The organism is Luminiphilus sp. nBUS_07, assembly GCF_051201685.1.
In the GTDB taxonomy this organism is placed as follows: Bacteria; Pseudomonadota; Gammaproteobacteria; order Pseudomonadales; family Halieaceae; genus Luminiphilus.
Genome location: NZ_CP179213.1, coordinates 2,458,246 through 2,474,250 on the forward strand (window position 1 = coordinate 2,458,246; position 16,005 = coordinate 2,474,250).

The 16,005-nt window shown below is 52.5% G+C and carries 17 protein-coding genes and 1 tRNA gene; 6 read left to right on the top strand and 12 right to left on the bottom strand.

All coding sequences use genetic code 11. The features are described from left to right. Positions 1–13: 13 nt before the first annotated feature. The 6 genes from xerD to ffh form a co-directional block, all read right to left on the bottom strand. The gene (gene xerD / locus ACMAZB_RS10900; protein ID WP_435220078.1) at positions 14–862 is read right to left on the bottom strand and encodes a site-specific tyrosine recombinase XerD; all 849 of its coding nucleotides are present in this window, start codon (positions 860–862) and stop codon (positions 14–16) included. Positions 863–934: 72 nt separating this feature from the next. Beyond that, complete coding sequence (gene rplS / locus ACMAZB_RS10905; protein WP_435211790.1) at positions 935–1,291, bottom strand: 50S ribosomal protein L19; 357 nt, start codon at positions 1,289–1,291, stop codon at positions 935–937. Between the two features lie 73 nt (positions 1,292–1,364). After that, on the bottom strand, positions 1,365–2,111 hold the full coding sequence (gene trmD / locus ACMAZB_RS10910) for a tRNA (guanosine(37)-N1)-methyltransferase TrmD (RefSeq protein ID WP_435217144.1): 747 nt from the start codon (positions 2,109–2,111) through the stop codon (positions 1,365–1,367). Further along, complete coding sequence (gene rimM / locus ACMAZB_RS10915) at positions 2,104–2,646, bottom strand: ribosome maturation factor RimM (RefSeq protein WP_435217146.1); 543 nt, start codon at positions 2,644–2,646, stop codon at positions 2,104–2,106. Before rimM ends, trmD begins: the two co-directional genes overlap by 8 nt. A 27-nt stretch (positions 2,647–2,673) precedes the next feature. Then, positions 2,674–2,940, bottom strand: coding sequence for a 30S ribosomal protein S16 (gene rpsP / locus ACMAZB_RS10920; RefSeq protein ID WP_435211795.1), 267 nt, complete (start codon positions 2,938–2,940; stop codon positions 2,674–2,676). A 118-nt stretch (positions 2,941–3,058) separates the two neighbouring features. Beyond that, positions 3,059–4,441, bottom strand: coding sequence for a signal recognition particle protein (ffh, locus tag ACMAZB_RS10925; RefSeq protein ID WP_435217149.1), 1,383 nt, complete (start codon positions 4,439–4,441; stop codon positions 3,059–3,061). Between the two features lie 109 nt (positions 4,442–4,550). Here ffh and ACMAZB_RS10930 point away from each other — a divergent pair, with 109 nt between their 5' ends. Continuing rightward, positions 4,551–5,360, top strand: coding sequence for a cytochrome C assembly family protein (locus ACMAZB_RS10930; RefSeq protein ID WP_435217151.1), 810 nt, complete (start codon positions 4,551–4,553; stop codon positions 5,358–5,360). Between the two features lie 90 nt (positions 5,361–5,450). Continuing rightward, on the top strand, positions 5,451–6,731 hold the full coding sequence (locus ACMAZB_RS10935) for an HlyC/CorC family transporter (RefSeq protein ID WP_435217153.1): 1,281 nt from the start codon (positions 5,451–5,453) through the stop codon (positions 6,729–6,731). 68 nt (positions 6,732–6,799) lie between these two features. On the opposite strand, the gene ACMAZB_RS10940 is transcribed toward ACMAZB_RS10935, so the two are convergent. The 4 genes from ACMAZB_RS10940 to ACMAZB_RS10955 all read right to left on the bottom strand — a co-directional run bounded on the left by ACMAZB_RS10940 (position 6,800) and on the right by ACMAZB_RS10955 (position 9,542). Beyond that, complete coding sequence (locus ACMAZB_RS10940) at positions 6,800–6,991, bottom strand: DUF1289 domain-containing protein (RefSeq protein WP_435217155.1); 192 nt, start codon at positions 6,989–6,991, stop codon at positions 6,800–6,802. A gap of 40 nt (positions 6,992–7,031) precedes the next feature. Next, complete coding sequence (gene tgt / locus ACMAZB_RS10945) at positions 7,032–8,138, bottom strand: tRNA guanosine(34) transglycosylase Tgt (RefSeq protein WP_435217157.1); 1,107 nt, start codon at positions 8,136–8,138, stop codon at positions 7,032–7,034. A gap of 7 nt (positions 8,139–8,145) precedes the next feature. After that, on the bottom strand, positions 8,146–9,210 hold the full coding sequence (gene queA / locus ACMAZB_RS10950; protein ID WP_435217159.1) for a tRNA preQ1(34) S-adenosylmethionine ribosyltransferase-isomerase QueA: 1,065 nt from the start codon (positions 9,208–9,210) through the stop codon (positions 8,146–8,148). Between the two features lie 77 nt (positions 9,211–9,287). Further along, the gene (locus ACMAZB_RS10955) at positions 9,288–9,542 is read right to left on the bottom strand and encodes a hypothetical protein (protein WP_435217161.1); all 255 of its coding nucleotides are present in this window, start codon (positions 9,540–9,542) and stop codon (positions 9,288–9,290) included. A 149-nt stretch (positions 9,543–9,691) separates the two neighbouring features. Between ACMAZB_RS10955 and ACMAZB_RS10960 the strand changes: the two genes are divergently transcribed. After that, positions 9,692–9,778, top strand: a tRNA-Leu gene (locus ACMAZB_RS10960). A 1,061-nt stretch (positions 9,779–10,839) separates the two neighbouring features. Further along, entirely contained in the window at positions 10,840–11,823 is a 984-nt protein-coding gene (gene acuI, locus ACMAZB_RS10965; RefSeq protein ID WP_435217163.1) for an acrylyl-CoA reductase (NADPH), read from the top strand. A 25-nt stretch (positions 11,824–11,848) separates the two neighbouring features. Here the strand turns inward: acuI and ACMAZB_RS10970 are convergent, their stop codons facing one another. Next, positions 11,849–12,457 (bottom strand): LysE family translocator, encoded by a 609-nt coding sequence (locus ACMAZB_RS10970; protein WP_435217165.1) that lies wholly within the window; start codon positions 12,455–12,457, stop codon positions 11,849–11,851. A 50-nt stretch (positions 12,458–12,507) separates the two neighbouring features. On the opposite strand from ACMAZB_RS10970, the gene ACMAZB_RS10975 reads away from it, so the two are divergent. Together ACMAZB_RS10975 and ACMAZB_RS10980 are read left to right on the top strand one after the other, a co-directional pair. After that, positions 12,508–14,025, top strand: a complete 1,518-nt coding sequence (locus ACMAZB_RS10975; protein ID WP_435217167.1) for an FMN-binding glutamate synthase family protein — start codon at positions 12,508–12,510, stop codon at positions 14,023–14,025. A gap of 4 nt (positions 14,026–14,029) precedes the next feature. Next, positions 14,030–15,421 (top strand): GGDEF domain-containing protein, encoded by a 1,392-nt coding sequence (locus ACMAZB_RS10980; RefSeq protein WP_435217168.1) that lies wholly within the window; start codon positions 14,030–14,032, stop codon positions 15,419–15,421. A gap of 236 nt (positions 15,422–15,657) precedes the next feature. On the opposite strand, the gene ACMAZB_RS10985 is transcribed toward ACMAZB_RS10980, so the two are convergent. Next, on the bottom strand, positions 15,658–15,939 hold the full coding sequence (locus ACMAZB_RS10985) for a DUF3144 domain-containing protein (protein WP_435217170.1): 282 nt from the start codon (positions 15,937–15,939) through the stop codon (positions 15,658–15,660). Between the last annotated feature and the right edge of the window lie 66 nt (positions 15,940–16,005).

The window sequence follows — 16,005 nt, forward strand, 5'->3', positions numbered from 1 at the left end:
CAGGCCTCAGCATCTAGCCTCTCGGGTGGTGTTGCTCGTGTAATGCTTGCATTCGCTGACTGGCCACGTGGGTGTAAATTTGCGTTGTTGAAAGATCACTGTGACCCAACAACATTTGCACCACCCTCAGGTCAGCGCCGTGGTTTAACAAATGCGTGGCAAAGGCGTGCCTTAGGGTATGGGGTGATAAGTGTGTCCGTATACCCGCGCGTTTCCCGTATATTTTAATACGATACCAGAAGGTCTGGCGAGTCATCTGCTGGGACCGATTAGATGGAAAAAGAACATTACTCGACTGACCTTTAAGCAGCTCGGGTCTCGGCCCACGCATGTACCGCATCAACCAATCCAAAGCCTCTTCCCCCATCGGGACAAGCCGCTCTTTTCCCCCTTTACCCACGACCCTAACAATACCCTGATTAAGACCCACCTGTTCAACCTGAAGACCCACAAGTTCTGACACCCGTAAACCACAAGCATAAAGAAGTTCAAGCATTGTCCGATCACGAAACTCCAACGCCAATTCAAGGTCAGGCGCATTGAGGAGTTGTTCCACATCGGTCTCCGAAAGCGATTTCGGTAATGGTCGGCCCTGTCTAGGGCTCTCAATACGAAGTGTGGGGTCTTCTGTGATCTGGCCCTCTCGAAGGGCCCAACGATAAAAACTGCGTGCCGCAGATAAGAACCTAGCACTAGATCTGGGAGAAGCCCCCTGACGGAGCTTAAGACCCAAGTAGGATTGGATATGGCTGGCATTCGCTGCCAGCAGGGGCTGATCGGCCGTGGCGGCTAACCATTCGTCGAAGAGGCTCAGGTCGCGGCGGTACGCCGCGAGGGTGTTTTCACTCAACCCCCGCTCCATCCACAAACTGTCAAGGTACCGCTCGACCTCGGGAGACGCGGGCACTTCAAATCACCCCGTCTTGCAACATGCTCAGCGAGAGAGCTTTTCCTTAATACGAGCTGCCTTACCGCTACGCTCACGCAAGTAGTACAACTTTGCCTGCCGTACATCGCCGCGACGCTTGACAGTAATGCTGTCTAGCAGCGGGCTGTACGTTTGAAAGGTTCGCTCAACACCAACACCGTGTGAAATTTTACGCAGTGTGAACGCAGAGTTCAGGCCACGGTTTCGCTTGCCAATACAAACGCCTTCAAAGGCCTGTAAACGCTCACGAGTGCCTTCCTTCACTTTGACCTGCACCACGACGGTATCGCCGGGGGCGAAATCAGTGATTTCCTTGGTCATTTGTTCGGCATTAATTTCCGAAATAATTTTGTTGGTGCTCATCACACTCTCCCATCAAGCTGCGCAGTTTGCGCGGCGGCGGCTAATGCCGCGTAGTTTTCTATACTGCTAGTTTTCAGTCCAGCTCCCACTCTTTAAGGAGCTTCCAATCTTCTGCCACAACCCTCTCGGGCGTTAGCAAATCTGGTCTACGATCCAACGTCCTGCGAATCGATTGGGCCCGGCGCCACCGTGCAATGGCCCCATGGTCACCGCTCAAAAGCACCGCCGGCACCGCCCGCCCCTGATAAGACTCGGGTCGGGTGTAATGGGGACAGTCCAATAGCCCGTCTGCGAAAGAATCTTCTTCAGCAGAGGCGCTATGCCCCAGCACACCAGGGATCAAACGCACCATAGCGTCAATCACCAGCATCGTCGGTAACTCTCCACCACTTACCACAAAATCACCCACGGAGATCTCGTGATCGACTGAACGTTCAATAAAACGCTCGTCTATTCCCTCGTAACGCCCTGACACAAAAATGATGGCGTTGTCAGCGAGCAACTCCCTTGCCACGCTGTCTGTAAACTGTCGCCCCTGTGGTGTCATAGCCACCACTGTGGGGCTTCCCCCCAACTCGGCTTTAGCCGCCTCCAATGCTCGATCCAGCAGCGGGGCCTGCATTACCATACCGGGTCCACCGCCGTAGGGTCGGTCATCCACGGTTCCGTGACGATCTGACGCATGATCCCGCGGGTTGTGTAATGACAAACTCCAGAGGTTGTCCTTCAAGCCTCTACTGGTTACACCCCAGTCACTTACGGCACTGAACATTTCCGGAAACAGCGTCACCACAGCAAACCGGTGTTGCGCCTCAGACATCGGTGTACCAACTCACACGTACGGTACCCGCCTGCATATCAACTTCCCGAACGACATCGTCAACCAGCCAGGGAATCAAGCGCTCTTTGTCGTCCATGCTTCCCTCACAAGGTCGCACCACTAGGACGTCGTTTGCACCTGTCTCTAGCAAGTAGTCGATCTCACCCAGAAGACAAAGGCCGTCTGAGCTCTCGCACCACACGCGCAATCCCTCGAGATCACGCCAGTAAAAATCTCCATCCTCTAACTCAGGCAACAGGTCTGCGGCCCCCCGCAGCTCCATGCCTTTCAGCCCTTCGGCCAGTGTCCGATCTTCCACCCCGGAGAGTTGGGCCACCCACCCGCGCCCTTGAGGCCTCAAGCTGATGACTTTAACGTCTCGGGATGCGCCAGAACGCATTTTGGATCCTGGCAACAGAACCAAACCCTGCAGCCCCACTAAAAAGGTAGGATCTTCTACCAGTGGCCGAACCTTTACCCAGCCTTTGATGCCATGGGCACCCAAGACCTCCGCCAGTACCAGCGACTCCGTCACGGGACCGACAGTCTCAAATTCTCGGTGCTATGCAGCGGCGGCTTCAGTCTGAGCCGCGACAGCGTCCTTCATAAGGGCCTTCACCCGAGGGGACACCTGAGCGCCTTTGGCTACCCATGACTCGATCTTTTCAAGGTCTAATCTGAGACGCTCTTCTTGACCACGAGCGACTGGATTGAAGAACCCGACACGCTCAATGAAGCGTCCGTCCCGTGAACGGCGATGATCGGTAACTGTGACCTGATAAAACGGCCGCTTTTTGGACCCGCCTCGTGACAGCCGAATAACTACCATCTTGTTGATTCCTCTGTAAAATTTTATAAAGGACACACGACCCTACGGTCCTGTTCCCGAAATAGAAGGGAGCGGAGAATACAGTAAACGCTCCGCTAATACTAGCCGTCAACCCACCTCAGCGAGGCGGAAAACCACCACCTGACATGCCGCCACCGGGCGGCATCATACCGCCGAGCCCACGCATCATTTTTTGCATGCCCCCGCCTTTCATTTTTTTCATCATTTTTTGCATTTGTTTGTGCTGCTTCAACAGCCGATTTAGGTCCTGCACCTGAGTGCCAGACCCCAGTGTGATACGTCGTTTGCGCCCACCTGAAATGACCTCTGGCTTGCGGCGCTCCAGCGGGGTCATCGAGTCAATCATGGCCTCCATTCTCGCAAACTGCTTAAGATCGACGTTTTGCTGGGCCATGGCCGCCATATTCCCCATGCCGGGCATTTTCTCCATCATGGCACCAATGCCACCCATATTTTTCATTTGCTGCAGCTGCTCTCGAAAATCTTCAAGATCAAATCGACCTCCCTTCTGCACTTTCTTGGCCAATCGCTTCGCTTTTTTCTGATCAACCTTGCGCTCTGCATCCTCAATGAGCGATAGCAAATCGCCCATACCCAGAATGCGCGAAGCCAATCGATCGGGGTGAAACGGGTCTAATGCATCTGTTTTCTCGCCAACACCCAGGAATTTAATGGGCTTCCCGGTAACCGACCTTACCGATAACGCCGCCCCGCCGCGGGTATCGGCATCGACCTTGGTTAAAATAACGCCGGTCAGCGGCAGAGTCTCGCCGAAGGCCCGGGCAGTCATCACGGCGTCTTGCCCCATCATGGCGTCTACAACAAATAAGGTTTCAATAGGAGTGACCGCTGCGTGCAGCTCCCGAATTTCCGCCATCATGGCTTCGTCAACCGCGAGCCTGCCTGCCGTATCCACCAACAGCACATCGGTGAAATTAAGCCGCGCATTGTCGAGTGCACGATTTACGATATCGACGGGTTTCTCCTCGCCCGAGGAGGGCTCAAAACGCGCCCCAACCTCACCTGCGAGGGTCTCCAGCTGCTTGATCGCAGCAGGTCGATAAACATCGGCTGACACTACCGCAACTGACTTTTTTTCACGCTCCATCAAATATCGCGCTAGCTTGGCGATAGACGTCGTTTTTCCCGCACCCTGCAACCCTGCCACCATGACCACCGCAGGGGGCTGGGCATTTAGGGTCAAAGCCTCGTTGGCACTGCCCATAGTTTCGGTCAGCTCTGCCTGCACAATTTTAAGGAACGCCTGGCCAGGGGACAGGCTTTGAGCTACCTCTGCTCCAACTGCGCGGGTCTTGACGGCTTCAGTGAATGCCTTCACGACCTCCAGAGCAACATCAGCTTCAAGCAGCGCCATACGCACTTCGCGCAACGTGTCTCGAATGTTGTCCTCAGTCAGTCTGGACTTCCCAGACATACTTTTTAAACTGGCGGACAGACGATCGCTTAATCCTTCAAACATGGAACCTCGAATGGCGCCGTAAAGGACGCCTCAAACGGTGATAAAGAGCGTAGTATACGTGCTGAAGCAAACGCACCCAATGACCTAGTCGGCACATAGCGAGGATTTTTTGACCACCACTCCCGATTTACTTCAGGCTGCCCTCGCAGTTGCTACAGCATTGGTCTATGTCGGTGCTGCTGCAAGACAGCTTTTGACTCTGGACGGACGACGTCACCGAGCGCCGTGGGATGTCACCGCGCTGGCGCTTCTGGCGGTATCTTGCCACTTGGCTATTTTTGCCATTGATCTGCAGAAAGGTGTGCTGGACTTGGGTTTTTACAAAATCTCCTCCCTTATCTTTTTGATCATGGGGGTGATTAGTGTAGTGAGCCTGCTGGTTCGCCCCCTACAAATGGTGATCATTGCAACGTTTCCTTTCTCAGCGCTGGCAGTTCTAGTCAGTGCTTTTGCCCCGCCTACAGGCCAACCACTGGCGGGCCTCGAGAGCGGCTTGCTGGCCCATATTGTCAGCTCGCTGCTGGCCTTTGGCGTGCTGACACTGACCTCACTGCAGGGTGCGTTACTGTCGGTGCAAACACAGCGCTTACGCAGTCACAACACCCGGGGTATCGTGCGCTTACTTCCTGCCCTAGACACCATGGGTCAAATGTTCTTCGAGCTTCTTGCCGCAGGCGTGTTGTGGTTAACGGTAGCGGTCGTATCGGGGGGGCTTTTCGTCGATGATCTGTTGGGCCAACAGCTGGTCCATAAAACTGTCCTGACGACGCTATCTTGGCTACTGCTGACACTGACTCTTGCCGTTCACTGGCAACGTGGCCTGCGAATCAGCACAGCATTGTCGCTGGTTTTTTTGGGTTACGGCCTCATGGCTATTGGCTTCTTTGGCTCAAAACTGGTCGTTGAGCTACTGCTCTAGGCAGGTCGACACTCAGAGGTGCCGAAACGCTTGTCAGCGGCGCTGTTTTTCTCCACCATGGTGGACCTTACTTCTAATTGACGAACCTCCTTGAACGACGCCCCGCTGGGACTTCTTTTTACATTACTCGCTGCTCTGATTCTGATCTCAGCTTTCTTCTCGAGCTCAGAGACAAGCATGCTGTCGCTAAACCGCTACCGGTTAAAACACCTTATCGGTAAGGACCACAAGGGAGCTCGCCGCGCGAGCAAGCTGTTGGAGCGCCCCGATCAGCTCATCAGCATCATTTTGATCGGCAATAATCTGGTCAACATACTCGCCTCCGCCATTGCAACGGTCATTGCCATACGCCTTTACGGCGATGCTGGCATTGCAGTCGCAACAGTCGCTCTGACACTTGTGATTTTGGTATTCGCAGAGATAACGCCGAAAACGGTTGCAGCGCTCCACCCAGAAAAACTGGCATTTCCCTTCAGCCTGATTTTACTCCCCTTACTCAAGCTGTTTATGCCTCTAGTATGGGCCATTAACAGCGTGACCAATGGCCTACTCAAACTGATGGGTTTCCGGCCCGATCTACAAAATGACGAAGCGCTGTCGCAAGAAGAGCTGCGGACCATCGTTAGTGAGTCTGGCACCATGATTCCGAGCCGCCACCGGCGCATGTTGACGAATATATTGGATCTGGAGCTGGTCACCGTGGACGACATTATGGTGCCGCGCAGCGAGGTCTTTGGCGTCGATCTTGACGACAGTGATGAAATCATCCTCGAGCACTTGCAATCCAGCACCCATACCTTGCTCCCCGTTTGGCATGAAGATATCAACAACATTCAAGGTGTGCTGCACATGCGTGACCTATCGCGCGTGCTTGTGTCTGGCGGCTTGTGTCGGGACACGCTAAAACGAGAACTCCAGACACCTTACTTCGTGCCCGAAAATACGCCACTACACACCCAACTTAGGCAGTTTCAACTCAAAAAGCTTCGAATGGGCATTGTCGTAGACGAATACGGTGACCTTTTGGGTTTGGTCACCCTTGAGGACATTCTTGAAGAGATTGTTGGGGAATTTACCTCCAACCTCATTGAAGACAGCGAAGAAATGCACACTGACCCCGATGGCGGCACTGTCTGCTCGGGAACAGTACACATCAGAGAGCTCAATCGGCATCGAAATTGGTCGCTACCCACAGACGGCCCCAAAACCATCAGCGGGCTCGCGCTAGAGGCCCTGGAAGCCTTTCCGTCGGGTGAAGTTGCTGTGCAAATACCGGGCTATCTCATTCAGGTTCTCGAAATTGAGGGCCGAACGCTCAGCAAGGTGAAAATCAGGCCGATGGAGACGTCGGAACCCGCTGCTGCAGAGTAACTTGGGTCGCTCCCTTGTTTGGGCCACACAAGTGCCATCACAACGGCGGCGTCGACTTCAGGACAGCGTCAGAGCAGTTTAATCGTGCTGGATTCGCTGCGTCGCGTCTCGGCATTGCGCAGAATTTCGCGTTTTCGGACATCATCAGCGATAAACCAGTCGGTAATTTCGTTACCGGTACGAAAACATCCGAGGCAAATATCATCGGCATCAAGTGCGCATATTGAAACGCAAGGAGAAGCGGGCGCGGGTAATTCCATGAGCTAGTCAGTCACCTTAGGTATTTTCAGCGTCTACGTGTCAAGGCTCAGGGTTGGATTGCCGGCGATAGAAATCAGCGGCAAACTCTGCGAGCCGCCCCTCACGTATCGCGCGACGAATATCGGCCATGTGCTTTTGATAAAAGCGCAAATTATGAATCGTGTTGAGCTGTGACCCCAAAATCTCGTTGCATTTGTCGAGGTGATGCAAGTACGCACGGGTAAAATTTTGGCAGGTGTAACAATCGCAAGAGCGATCTACGGGCTCAGTGCTGTCCTTGTGCCGCGCATTTCGTAATTTGATCGCGCCTTGGTCGGTAAATAAATGGCCGTTACGAGCGTTGCGTGTGGGCATGACACAATCAAACATATCCACCCCTCTCATAACACCCTCGAGCAAATCAGCTGGCGTACCAACACCCATTAAGTAGCGCGGCTTCTCTGCCGGCAGCTCAGAAGCCACCCCGTCCAGTACCCGAAGCATGTCTTCTTTGGGCTCTCCCACTGACAAACCGCCAATCGCGTAGCCGTCAAAATCGAGGTCCACTAAACCCGCCATGGACTCCAAGCGCAGAGATTCGTACATGCCACCCTGCACAATGCCAAATAAAGCCGCAGGGTTGTTCCCGTGGGCCGCCTTACTTCTTTCGGCCCAACGCAGGGATAACTTCATTGATTGGGCGGCTTCTGATTCAGTTGCAGGAAAAGGCGTGCACTCGTCGAAAATCATCACAATGTCACTGCCAAGCTGCCGCTGAATAGCCATTGAAGTTTCAGGGTCTAGAAAAACACGGTCGCCATTAACGGGAGAACGGAAGGTGACGCCACGCTCCTCAACCTTACGCATCTCGCCAAGGCTGAAGACTTGAAATCCACCCGAGTCTGTCAATATTGGTTTCTGCCAGCCCATGAAGTCGTGCAGATCGCCGTGCTGCTGAATAACCTCAGTTCCGGGTCGTAGCCAGAGATGGAACGTATTGCCCAAAATGATGTCTGCGCCAATCGCTTCAATATCCCGGGGCAACATGCCCTTGACGGTGCCATAGGTTCCCACTGGCATAAAAGCTGGTGTCGAGACACTGCCGCGATCAAAGGTCAGCTCACCGCATCGAGCTTGGCCATATCGGGCTTGGATATCAAATTTCATAGCTAGCCTAGCCTCCAGATCTGCTGTCAGGGTTAGCGGTAACGAACATGGCATCACCATAACTAAAAAAGCGATAACGCTGGTCGACAGCCTGCTGATAAGCCGCCATGGTATTTTCGTGGCCTGCAAACGCCGCCACCAGCATGATTAAAGTCGACTCAGGGAGATGAAAGTTAGTCACCATGGCATCAACGACGTTAAAGCGCTGACCCGGATAAAGAAATATATCGCTATCACCCGAGAAGGTTTTTAGCGTGCCACCTCGGGCTGCTGTCTCAAGAGAACGAACGGCCGTAGTGCCCACGGCCACCACCCGACCTTTACACTCTCGGCAACGTTGAACGGCCGCCACGACGTCTTCATTCACCTCCAACCACTCACTGTGCATGTGGTGATCGGTAATTTTTTCGGCCCGTACTGGCTGGAATGTGCCCGATCCAACATGCAAGGTGACCTCAGCTGTCTTAACACCCTGAGAACGAATATCTTCAAGCAAGTGGGCGTCAAAATGCAGACCTGCTGTTGGTGCCGCAACGGCACCATCGCGCTGGGCAAACACCGTCTGATAGCGCTCACGATCTTTAGCATTATCTGACCGCTCAATATAAGGCGGCAAAGGAATATGGCCGTAAGTTTTTAAAATTTCGGGCCAAGACCCCGAATCAACAACCAGTTCGAATAAAGCATCCCGGCGACCTTGAACTCGAACTGAAAATTCGGTGGCGTCTGACGTCTCGTCAGGGGTGATCAAAATAGCCGTGCCCGGCTTCGAAGACTTGCTTGCCCTGACGTGGGCCAGCGCTGAACCGCCCTCTAGAAATCGCTCAATTAATATTTCAACACGACCCCCGGTTTGCTTAACACCATACAATCTCGCCGGGATAACCCGTGTATTGTTGAACACCAGCAGATCGTTGGGCTCAAGCCAGTCGGTTAAGTGATTGAACTGGCTGTGGTGTATGTCGCCGTTGTCGCCGTTGAGAACAAGAAGTCGCGAGCCTGTACGTTGTGGCAGAGGTTCCTGCGCGATCAACTCCTCAGGCAAATCGTAATAAAAGTCCTGTCGCCGCATAGCCTTAAACCCTTTACCTCTGCAAATTTGGGCACAAAAAAACCGGCAACAGCCGGTTTTCTATCGGGACCCTGCAATTAGGCGTCTGTGGCCTCTTCTTCATCAGTTGCCTCAGCCGGAGCTTCCTCTTCGGCAGAAGCCTCTTCAGCTGGCGCTTCTTCAACGGGCTCAGCTCCGGGTAGAGTTACCTTGATCAGCTCTTCTGCCAGCAAAATATTGACTTTTTCCTCGCCATTAACAGGCTTGCCAGTAGCGTCCTGAACAGCAAATCGCTCGTCACCGCGCTTAAAGATTTTGTACTCATTGGTTTTTTTGATGAGGTTCATCGCCATGTCTTTTCTCCCCTTGAGATACTCAGTCGCGGATGCTTTGATAACGCTAGCTGTCCGATTCGCGGAGCAGGATAACGTAATAACGCAAACTTCGCAGCAAATTATTGCCGTTTGCTCTGGCCTTGCTATAATCCGCCGGCTTAATTTATGCCGGTGTGGTGGAATTGGTAGACACAGGGGATTCAAAATCCCCCGCCCTTAAAAGCTTGACGGTTCGAGTCCGTCCTCCGGTACCACTCCCTCTTTTCTGGGAGTGCACAAAAAGCAAGCTCCCTTTACGAAATAACCAAATTTTACAGCCCCAAACGGCCAATATACCTCTGGCGGCACTTTGTTGTGCCCGCGTGTATTTTGAACGATTTCTGCCAATTTGTGCCATCCTGTGTGCCATGAAAACAATCCAGACGAATGTGCCGTCAGGTCCCACCCACCTATAACCCGCACAAACCTACCTGACACTGCCTACCCCAATACCACTCACAAACTATTATCATAACTAATGCCAATATTTGGAACAGCCCTTTTACCCGTTCCGTACGAGTAACCGCAGCATTTATGCACCCCGTGGAACATTCCGTGGAACATATCAACGCTAGTTAATCGGCCCCCTCAGAGAACGATTCCTGACACAGCTTACCTCGGCGTTGAGCCTCAAACTTAAGGCTGATACCGTTGACACTGCAACCAACCAAAGAACGGTCGTCCAATGAGATACAGATTAATCCTACTGCTTATGCTTACCTTGATGCAGGGCTGTCAAAAGTCAGATTACGAAGTTTGTATAGACAGCGCGTATCCACATGCGTTGACTTGGGAAGGAACACAACCAGAGAATTCCTCGAAGACACCAACCGAGCTAAAAAACCTCGCTCGACATCAAACAGCCTACCAATGCGCCAAGTTTCTCAGAGCAGGATGAAATGCGAGAGCGACGGCGTTGAGCCCTAACTAGCAGCCCCGTTAGCGCACCGTGGGGCTACGGCAGGACTGGCTGCAAGGGTAGCCACAGCGCCCCTGCAGTATCGCCACAGCCTGACCACATAACATTACTGAAACCTATAACTGCAAGCCACTCACGACGGTCATTAAAATACCTTTCGGCGAGCTTTTAGAAACATTAGCCTAACGCAGTTGAAGGACAGACTTAACGCTTCAATTTGCGTGACAAGCAAAAAGCGCTCAATATTTCAGGCTGCTAAAACGAATCCATGTGTCGCTGCTACAAAAAAATCAATCTCTGCTTTTGTATCGGCCGTCGGTACCAAAGCTCACCCATAGCCACGAAAGGAAATCAAGAATGTTCAACGCTTTAATTGCCAGACAGTCAGAAGCCGGGCAAGCCGTGTCTGTTGAGAGCCTAGAACTCTCTGATTTACCCGATAATGATGTCCTTGTTCGCGTCGACTACAGCACGATCAATTACAAAGACGGTTTAGCGCTGACCGGAACCCGCCCCATCATACGCAACTACCCTCTCGTACCCGGTATCGACCTGGCGGGGGTGATCGAAAGTAGTCAAGACGAACGCTGGCAGGTGGGCGATCGTGTCGTGGTTAATGGCTGGGGCATGGGAGAAGGCCACTGGGGCGGTTTGGCTCAGTACGCGCAGGTCAAGGGTGATTGGCTGGTCAAGTTACCTGATGCTCTTTCAACTCGAGAAGCCATGTGCATTGGCACCGCCGGCTATACCGCAGCACTTTGTGTTGAGGCACTCATGAAACACGGCACTACGCCAGCGGATGGAGACATTCTTGTCACTGGCGCAAGTGGTGGTGTGGGAAGCGTTGCAATTGCTCTGCTGGCAGCACAAGGCTTTAACGTTGTCGCTTCTACTGGGAAGACTCAGGAAGGCGCATACCTCGAGGCACTGGGTGCCAGTGAGCACATTGATCGCAATACGATGAACACTTCTGGAAACCCACTTCAAAAAGAGCGTTGGGCCGGTGTTGTTGATGCCGTTGGAGGGCATACCCTTGCCAATGCCTGCGCGCAAACTCGCTATGGTGGGGCGATTGCCGCTTGCGGTCTCGCCGAAAGCCCATCGCTTCCAACAACCGTAATGCCCTTTATATTGCGAGGGGTAACGCTCTATGGCATCGACAGTGTTATGGCACCTCTTTTGGCCCGCGAAGGGGCTTGGCGGCGGTTAGCAGCTGACTTCGACAAAACCCGGCTGGAGAGCATGGTCAAGGAAATTAGCCTAGCTGACGCGCTTGATGTCGGGCCTGACGTACTCGAGGGGAAAATACGTGGCCGACTGCTTGTTAACGTTAATCAGTAAGCTGACGATCTGAAGGCCATCGCGCTCAAAAAAGCACCAGCGTTGAAACGACAACCATTAGCATAGCAGCCAGCTTGTTGAGCCAGCGCAGCTGAGCACCCGTACTCATGCGCTTGCGCAACCACTGCCCGCTGAGAGCGTAAAGACTCATAGACAAAAACTCGGTCACCATGATGACCGACAAAAACCCTGACAGTTGATGGGCTATGGGCTCATCAGGCACCATAAAGCCGGGCAATAGCGCCAGCATAAATGCCCAGCCCTTGGGGTTCATCACTGCCGTGGTGCAACCCAGCATCACCAACGTCGGCCCCGAGAGACTTCCCTCCAGCCCGCCCTCATTTATCGCCGGCTCAGACAACCAAAGAGCGCGAGCAACCCACAACAAATACAGGGCTCCCACGACCATAAGTGCTCTAAACCACATGGGATCCAACAGCATCATATTTTGTAGCAACCATACGGTGATACTTACCACCACTGCCACACCGAAAAGCTCGCCAAGCATCATCCACAATGTTCGCCGATAGCCTTCTGAGATACCCAAAGAGAACGCCAGCATCATGCACATGCCGGGGGTTAGCGACACAATGGCAATGGTGGGAATAAACAACATCAACAGCTCTGGTTTCATGTTAAAACAGCATCTTTGGTAATTGATAAAAAGCTGGGGGGGCCTTACACATGGTCAAAATACACGACTTCCTAATGCAGGTTATTGAATTCAGTGCTTTGCTAATGGCCACCTTAATTCTGGTGGGGGTCGTCACCATCGTGGTGCTCTACATTATAGACGTCACTCAGTCCCAGCAGGCAATCCGCAGAAATTATCCGGTCATAGGACGTTTTCGCTATCTGTTTGAGCACTTGGGCGTGTTTTTTCGACAATACTTTTTTGCCATGGATCGGGAAGAATTACCATTTAACAGGGCACAACGTGGTTGGATCGCCAGAGCCGCTAAAGATATTGATCACACCATTGCCTTCGGCTCGACCAAACCCATTCATACCCCAGGCGACATACTATTTCTCAATAGCGCGTTTCCTAAGCTTGATGAAGAAACTCAGCTTTCAGCAAAAACTCCGCTGTGCTTTGGCCAAGGCTATGCTCGTGATGTTTACGAGACCCATTCGGTATTTCACATCTCGGCGATGAGCTATGGCGCACTATCGGCACCCGCCATTCAGGCCCTTTCTATGGGTGCCGCCAAAGCCGGTATCTTGCTCAACACGGGGGAAGGCGGACTCGCCCCTTTTCATCTCAAAGGGCAGTGCGACCTCGTCTATCAGATTGGCACCGCAAAATATGGCGTGCGCAACACCGATGGCACATTAAGTGATGACAAGCTCCAAGAGATTGCCGCCCACACCTCGGTCAAAATGTTCGAAATAAAGTTGTCTCAAGGCGCAAAACCCGGCAAGGGCGGTATTTTACCTGCTGAAAAAGTGACGGCAGTTATCGCAAGCACTAGAGGGATACCCATGGGGCAAGATTCGCTGAGCCCCAACCGACACATCGACATCAGTTCAGTTGATGATCTGCTGAGTATGATTCATCGAGTCAGGGAAGTAACCGGAAAACCCGTAGGCATCAAATTTGTGCTGGGCCAGCCCGAGTGGCTCGATGATTTGTGTCAGGCCATTCAGACCCGGGGGCTAGACTTCGCGCCGGATTTCGTAACAGTGGACAGTGCGGATGGTGGCACCGGTGCGGCACCGCAAAGCCTGATGGACAATGTGGGGCTGCCCGCGGACAGTAGCCTGCCATGGGTCGTAGACAAGCTGATTGAGTATGGGCTTAGAGCACGCATAAAAGTCATGGCATCGGGGAAAATGAGTACACCTTCTGGTGTTGCTGCAGCACTTTGTTTAGGGGCGGACAGTGTCAATACCGCTCGAGGATTTATGTTTGCCTTGGGTTGTATTCAGGCCCTGCAATGCAACAAAAACACGTGCCCCACCGGCATAACAACCCATGATCCAAAATTGCAGAAGGGTCTGGATCCTGAGCTTAAAGCTACTCGAGTGGCGAACTACGCTAGAAATCTCCTGCATGAAGTTGAGGTTGTTGCCCACAGCTGCGGCGTCGTCAATCCTTACGAGCTGGGTAGAGAGCATGCGTATTTGGTAACGGCTAATGGCCTACCCCAGCGACTGACCGATCGTTATCCCACATCGGCTAAAGCACACCATCAGAAATAAACCATTGCGCTTGCCCCCAGATTTGCCAAAGTTTTTGATCCCTGCATTGGTGACCCTGCTAGGCATTGTTGTATTGGCCGTAGGGCTCAGCTTTGGTGCACTTGAGCAGCGCAAAACACTGCTGGCAGTCTCCGCTCAGGACGTTGTGTCGAGCGACCCGGCACTACCGGCGCTTTTGCACTTCAGAAACCAGTCTAGAATTCGGGAAGCACTAGCACTTAAGCTTCGCCTTGAAAAAAAATCCAAAAATATATGGTTGCGCGCGCTTCATGTTGATGGGGAGATTTTAGCTAAGGCCCCGGGGCAGCACAGTGATAGCGGCACAACCGCATTTATCAGAACATTTAACAACAGATTAGAGGTGCTAAGTGCCGTAGACTTGTTTGCCCACAACAGCGCAGCGCACTATCAGGGCACTTTAGCGGCCATTCCATTTATGGATGCGCAGTTCAAAATATCTACCCCGGTCTTTTCTCCCATTGATCCAATACGCACCGATGTTCCACAATCAGCTTATCAACAAACTCTTGCACAGCGTGCTGATCAGCCCCGAAGGTTTGTTGCTGGGTATATTGAGCAGGGAATTTTTCTAGGCGATATTCTCGAAACCATTATTCCCACGCTTGGGCAGGCGCTGGCAATTTCAATCGCTATTGGCTGCACTGCGTTGCTAACATTTTGGTTTTTCATGCATCAGGCGGGTGTAAAAACCGCACAGCTTATGGCTCGCAATCAGCGATCTGAGTATCCGAATTTGACTCAAAAAGGGGGTTCACCACAGGCTCCAATAATCAAGGATCGCCACAGCTCGCGCCCTCAAGACCAGCCTGCAGAAGACTCTGTAAGTGCGCCCCCCACCAATTTCTATACATCAACAGATGTTGATCCCGTGACAAATCTGCCTTGCCGACAACGTTTACTGGAGCATGTAGCAATGCTGATGGATGTTGCCGCTAAGGAGCACCGCTATGTAGGGCTAATACTGCTAGAGGTTTCCAGTATTGGACCTATTCTTCATGCAAGAGGTCGAGAAGTCAGCGATGATATTTTGAGAGAGATAACATCACGAATTTCCAATTCAATCCGCCGATACGACATGGCCAGTCGTGGATTCGATGCCAGTGGCAAAGCAATATTGGATGCCGATCAATTTTGTATTGTCCTGCATAGCCTCGACAATATTCAAAGCCTTCACTCCGCCGCAGAGCGGTTACTGGACCTCGCTAGAATGCCGGTCAAAGTGGCTGACGAAACGTTTAATCTCACCGTTGTAGCTAGCACTGCCGCGGCACCCCAACACGGGAAGACCGCTGAGGGACTGATCAGTAACGCTAAAACAGCTCTTATCGAGGCACGGGAAATCAAAGCTCCTAATCCTGTATTTTATGCTCACTAACGCGATTCAGATGCTGACCCGAGCAGCGCGTGTTTCACCAAAAATAAGGAGGACCAGTAAACTGCTTTAGCGCTGCCGTTACAGCAGGCAAATACTAGTATGGCGTGGGAGCGCAGCGAATTTAAACTTTCCTAGGCTTGCTTACCGTTTCCGAGCGACCGTTGCTACGCCTACGAAATCAACAAGCAATAGAGACTGAGAGGGACACAGACCAAGGCTTTGCGACTAGGAAAGCACTACGACTGCTCGTTTTCTAGCTCTGCCCCCGCCTCGCTCAATTCGGCTTTGCGTGCTTCCTGCACCTGGTTCATGCAATCACGAAAGCCATCAACAACCTTATCGACACCCGACGGATTAAGTCCTCCAGTGTTGCCAGCCACGGAGAACGTAGAATAAACCGCGCTAGCGGTCAGCATGGACCAAGAAATAACATGGATAGGAACACCATCGTCTTTTAACTCATTAGCTAAGGCGATGAACCGGTTGGTGATTTCCATTTGCTGGTCTTGATCGGACATTGCGTTGTTTCTCCCTTGTCTGTAGGAAAATTATATCAGAGGGCGAGCGTTGTCTCATCAAATGTG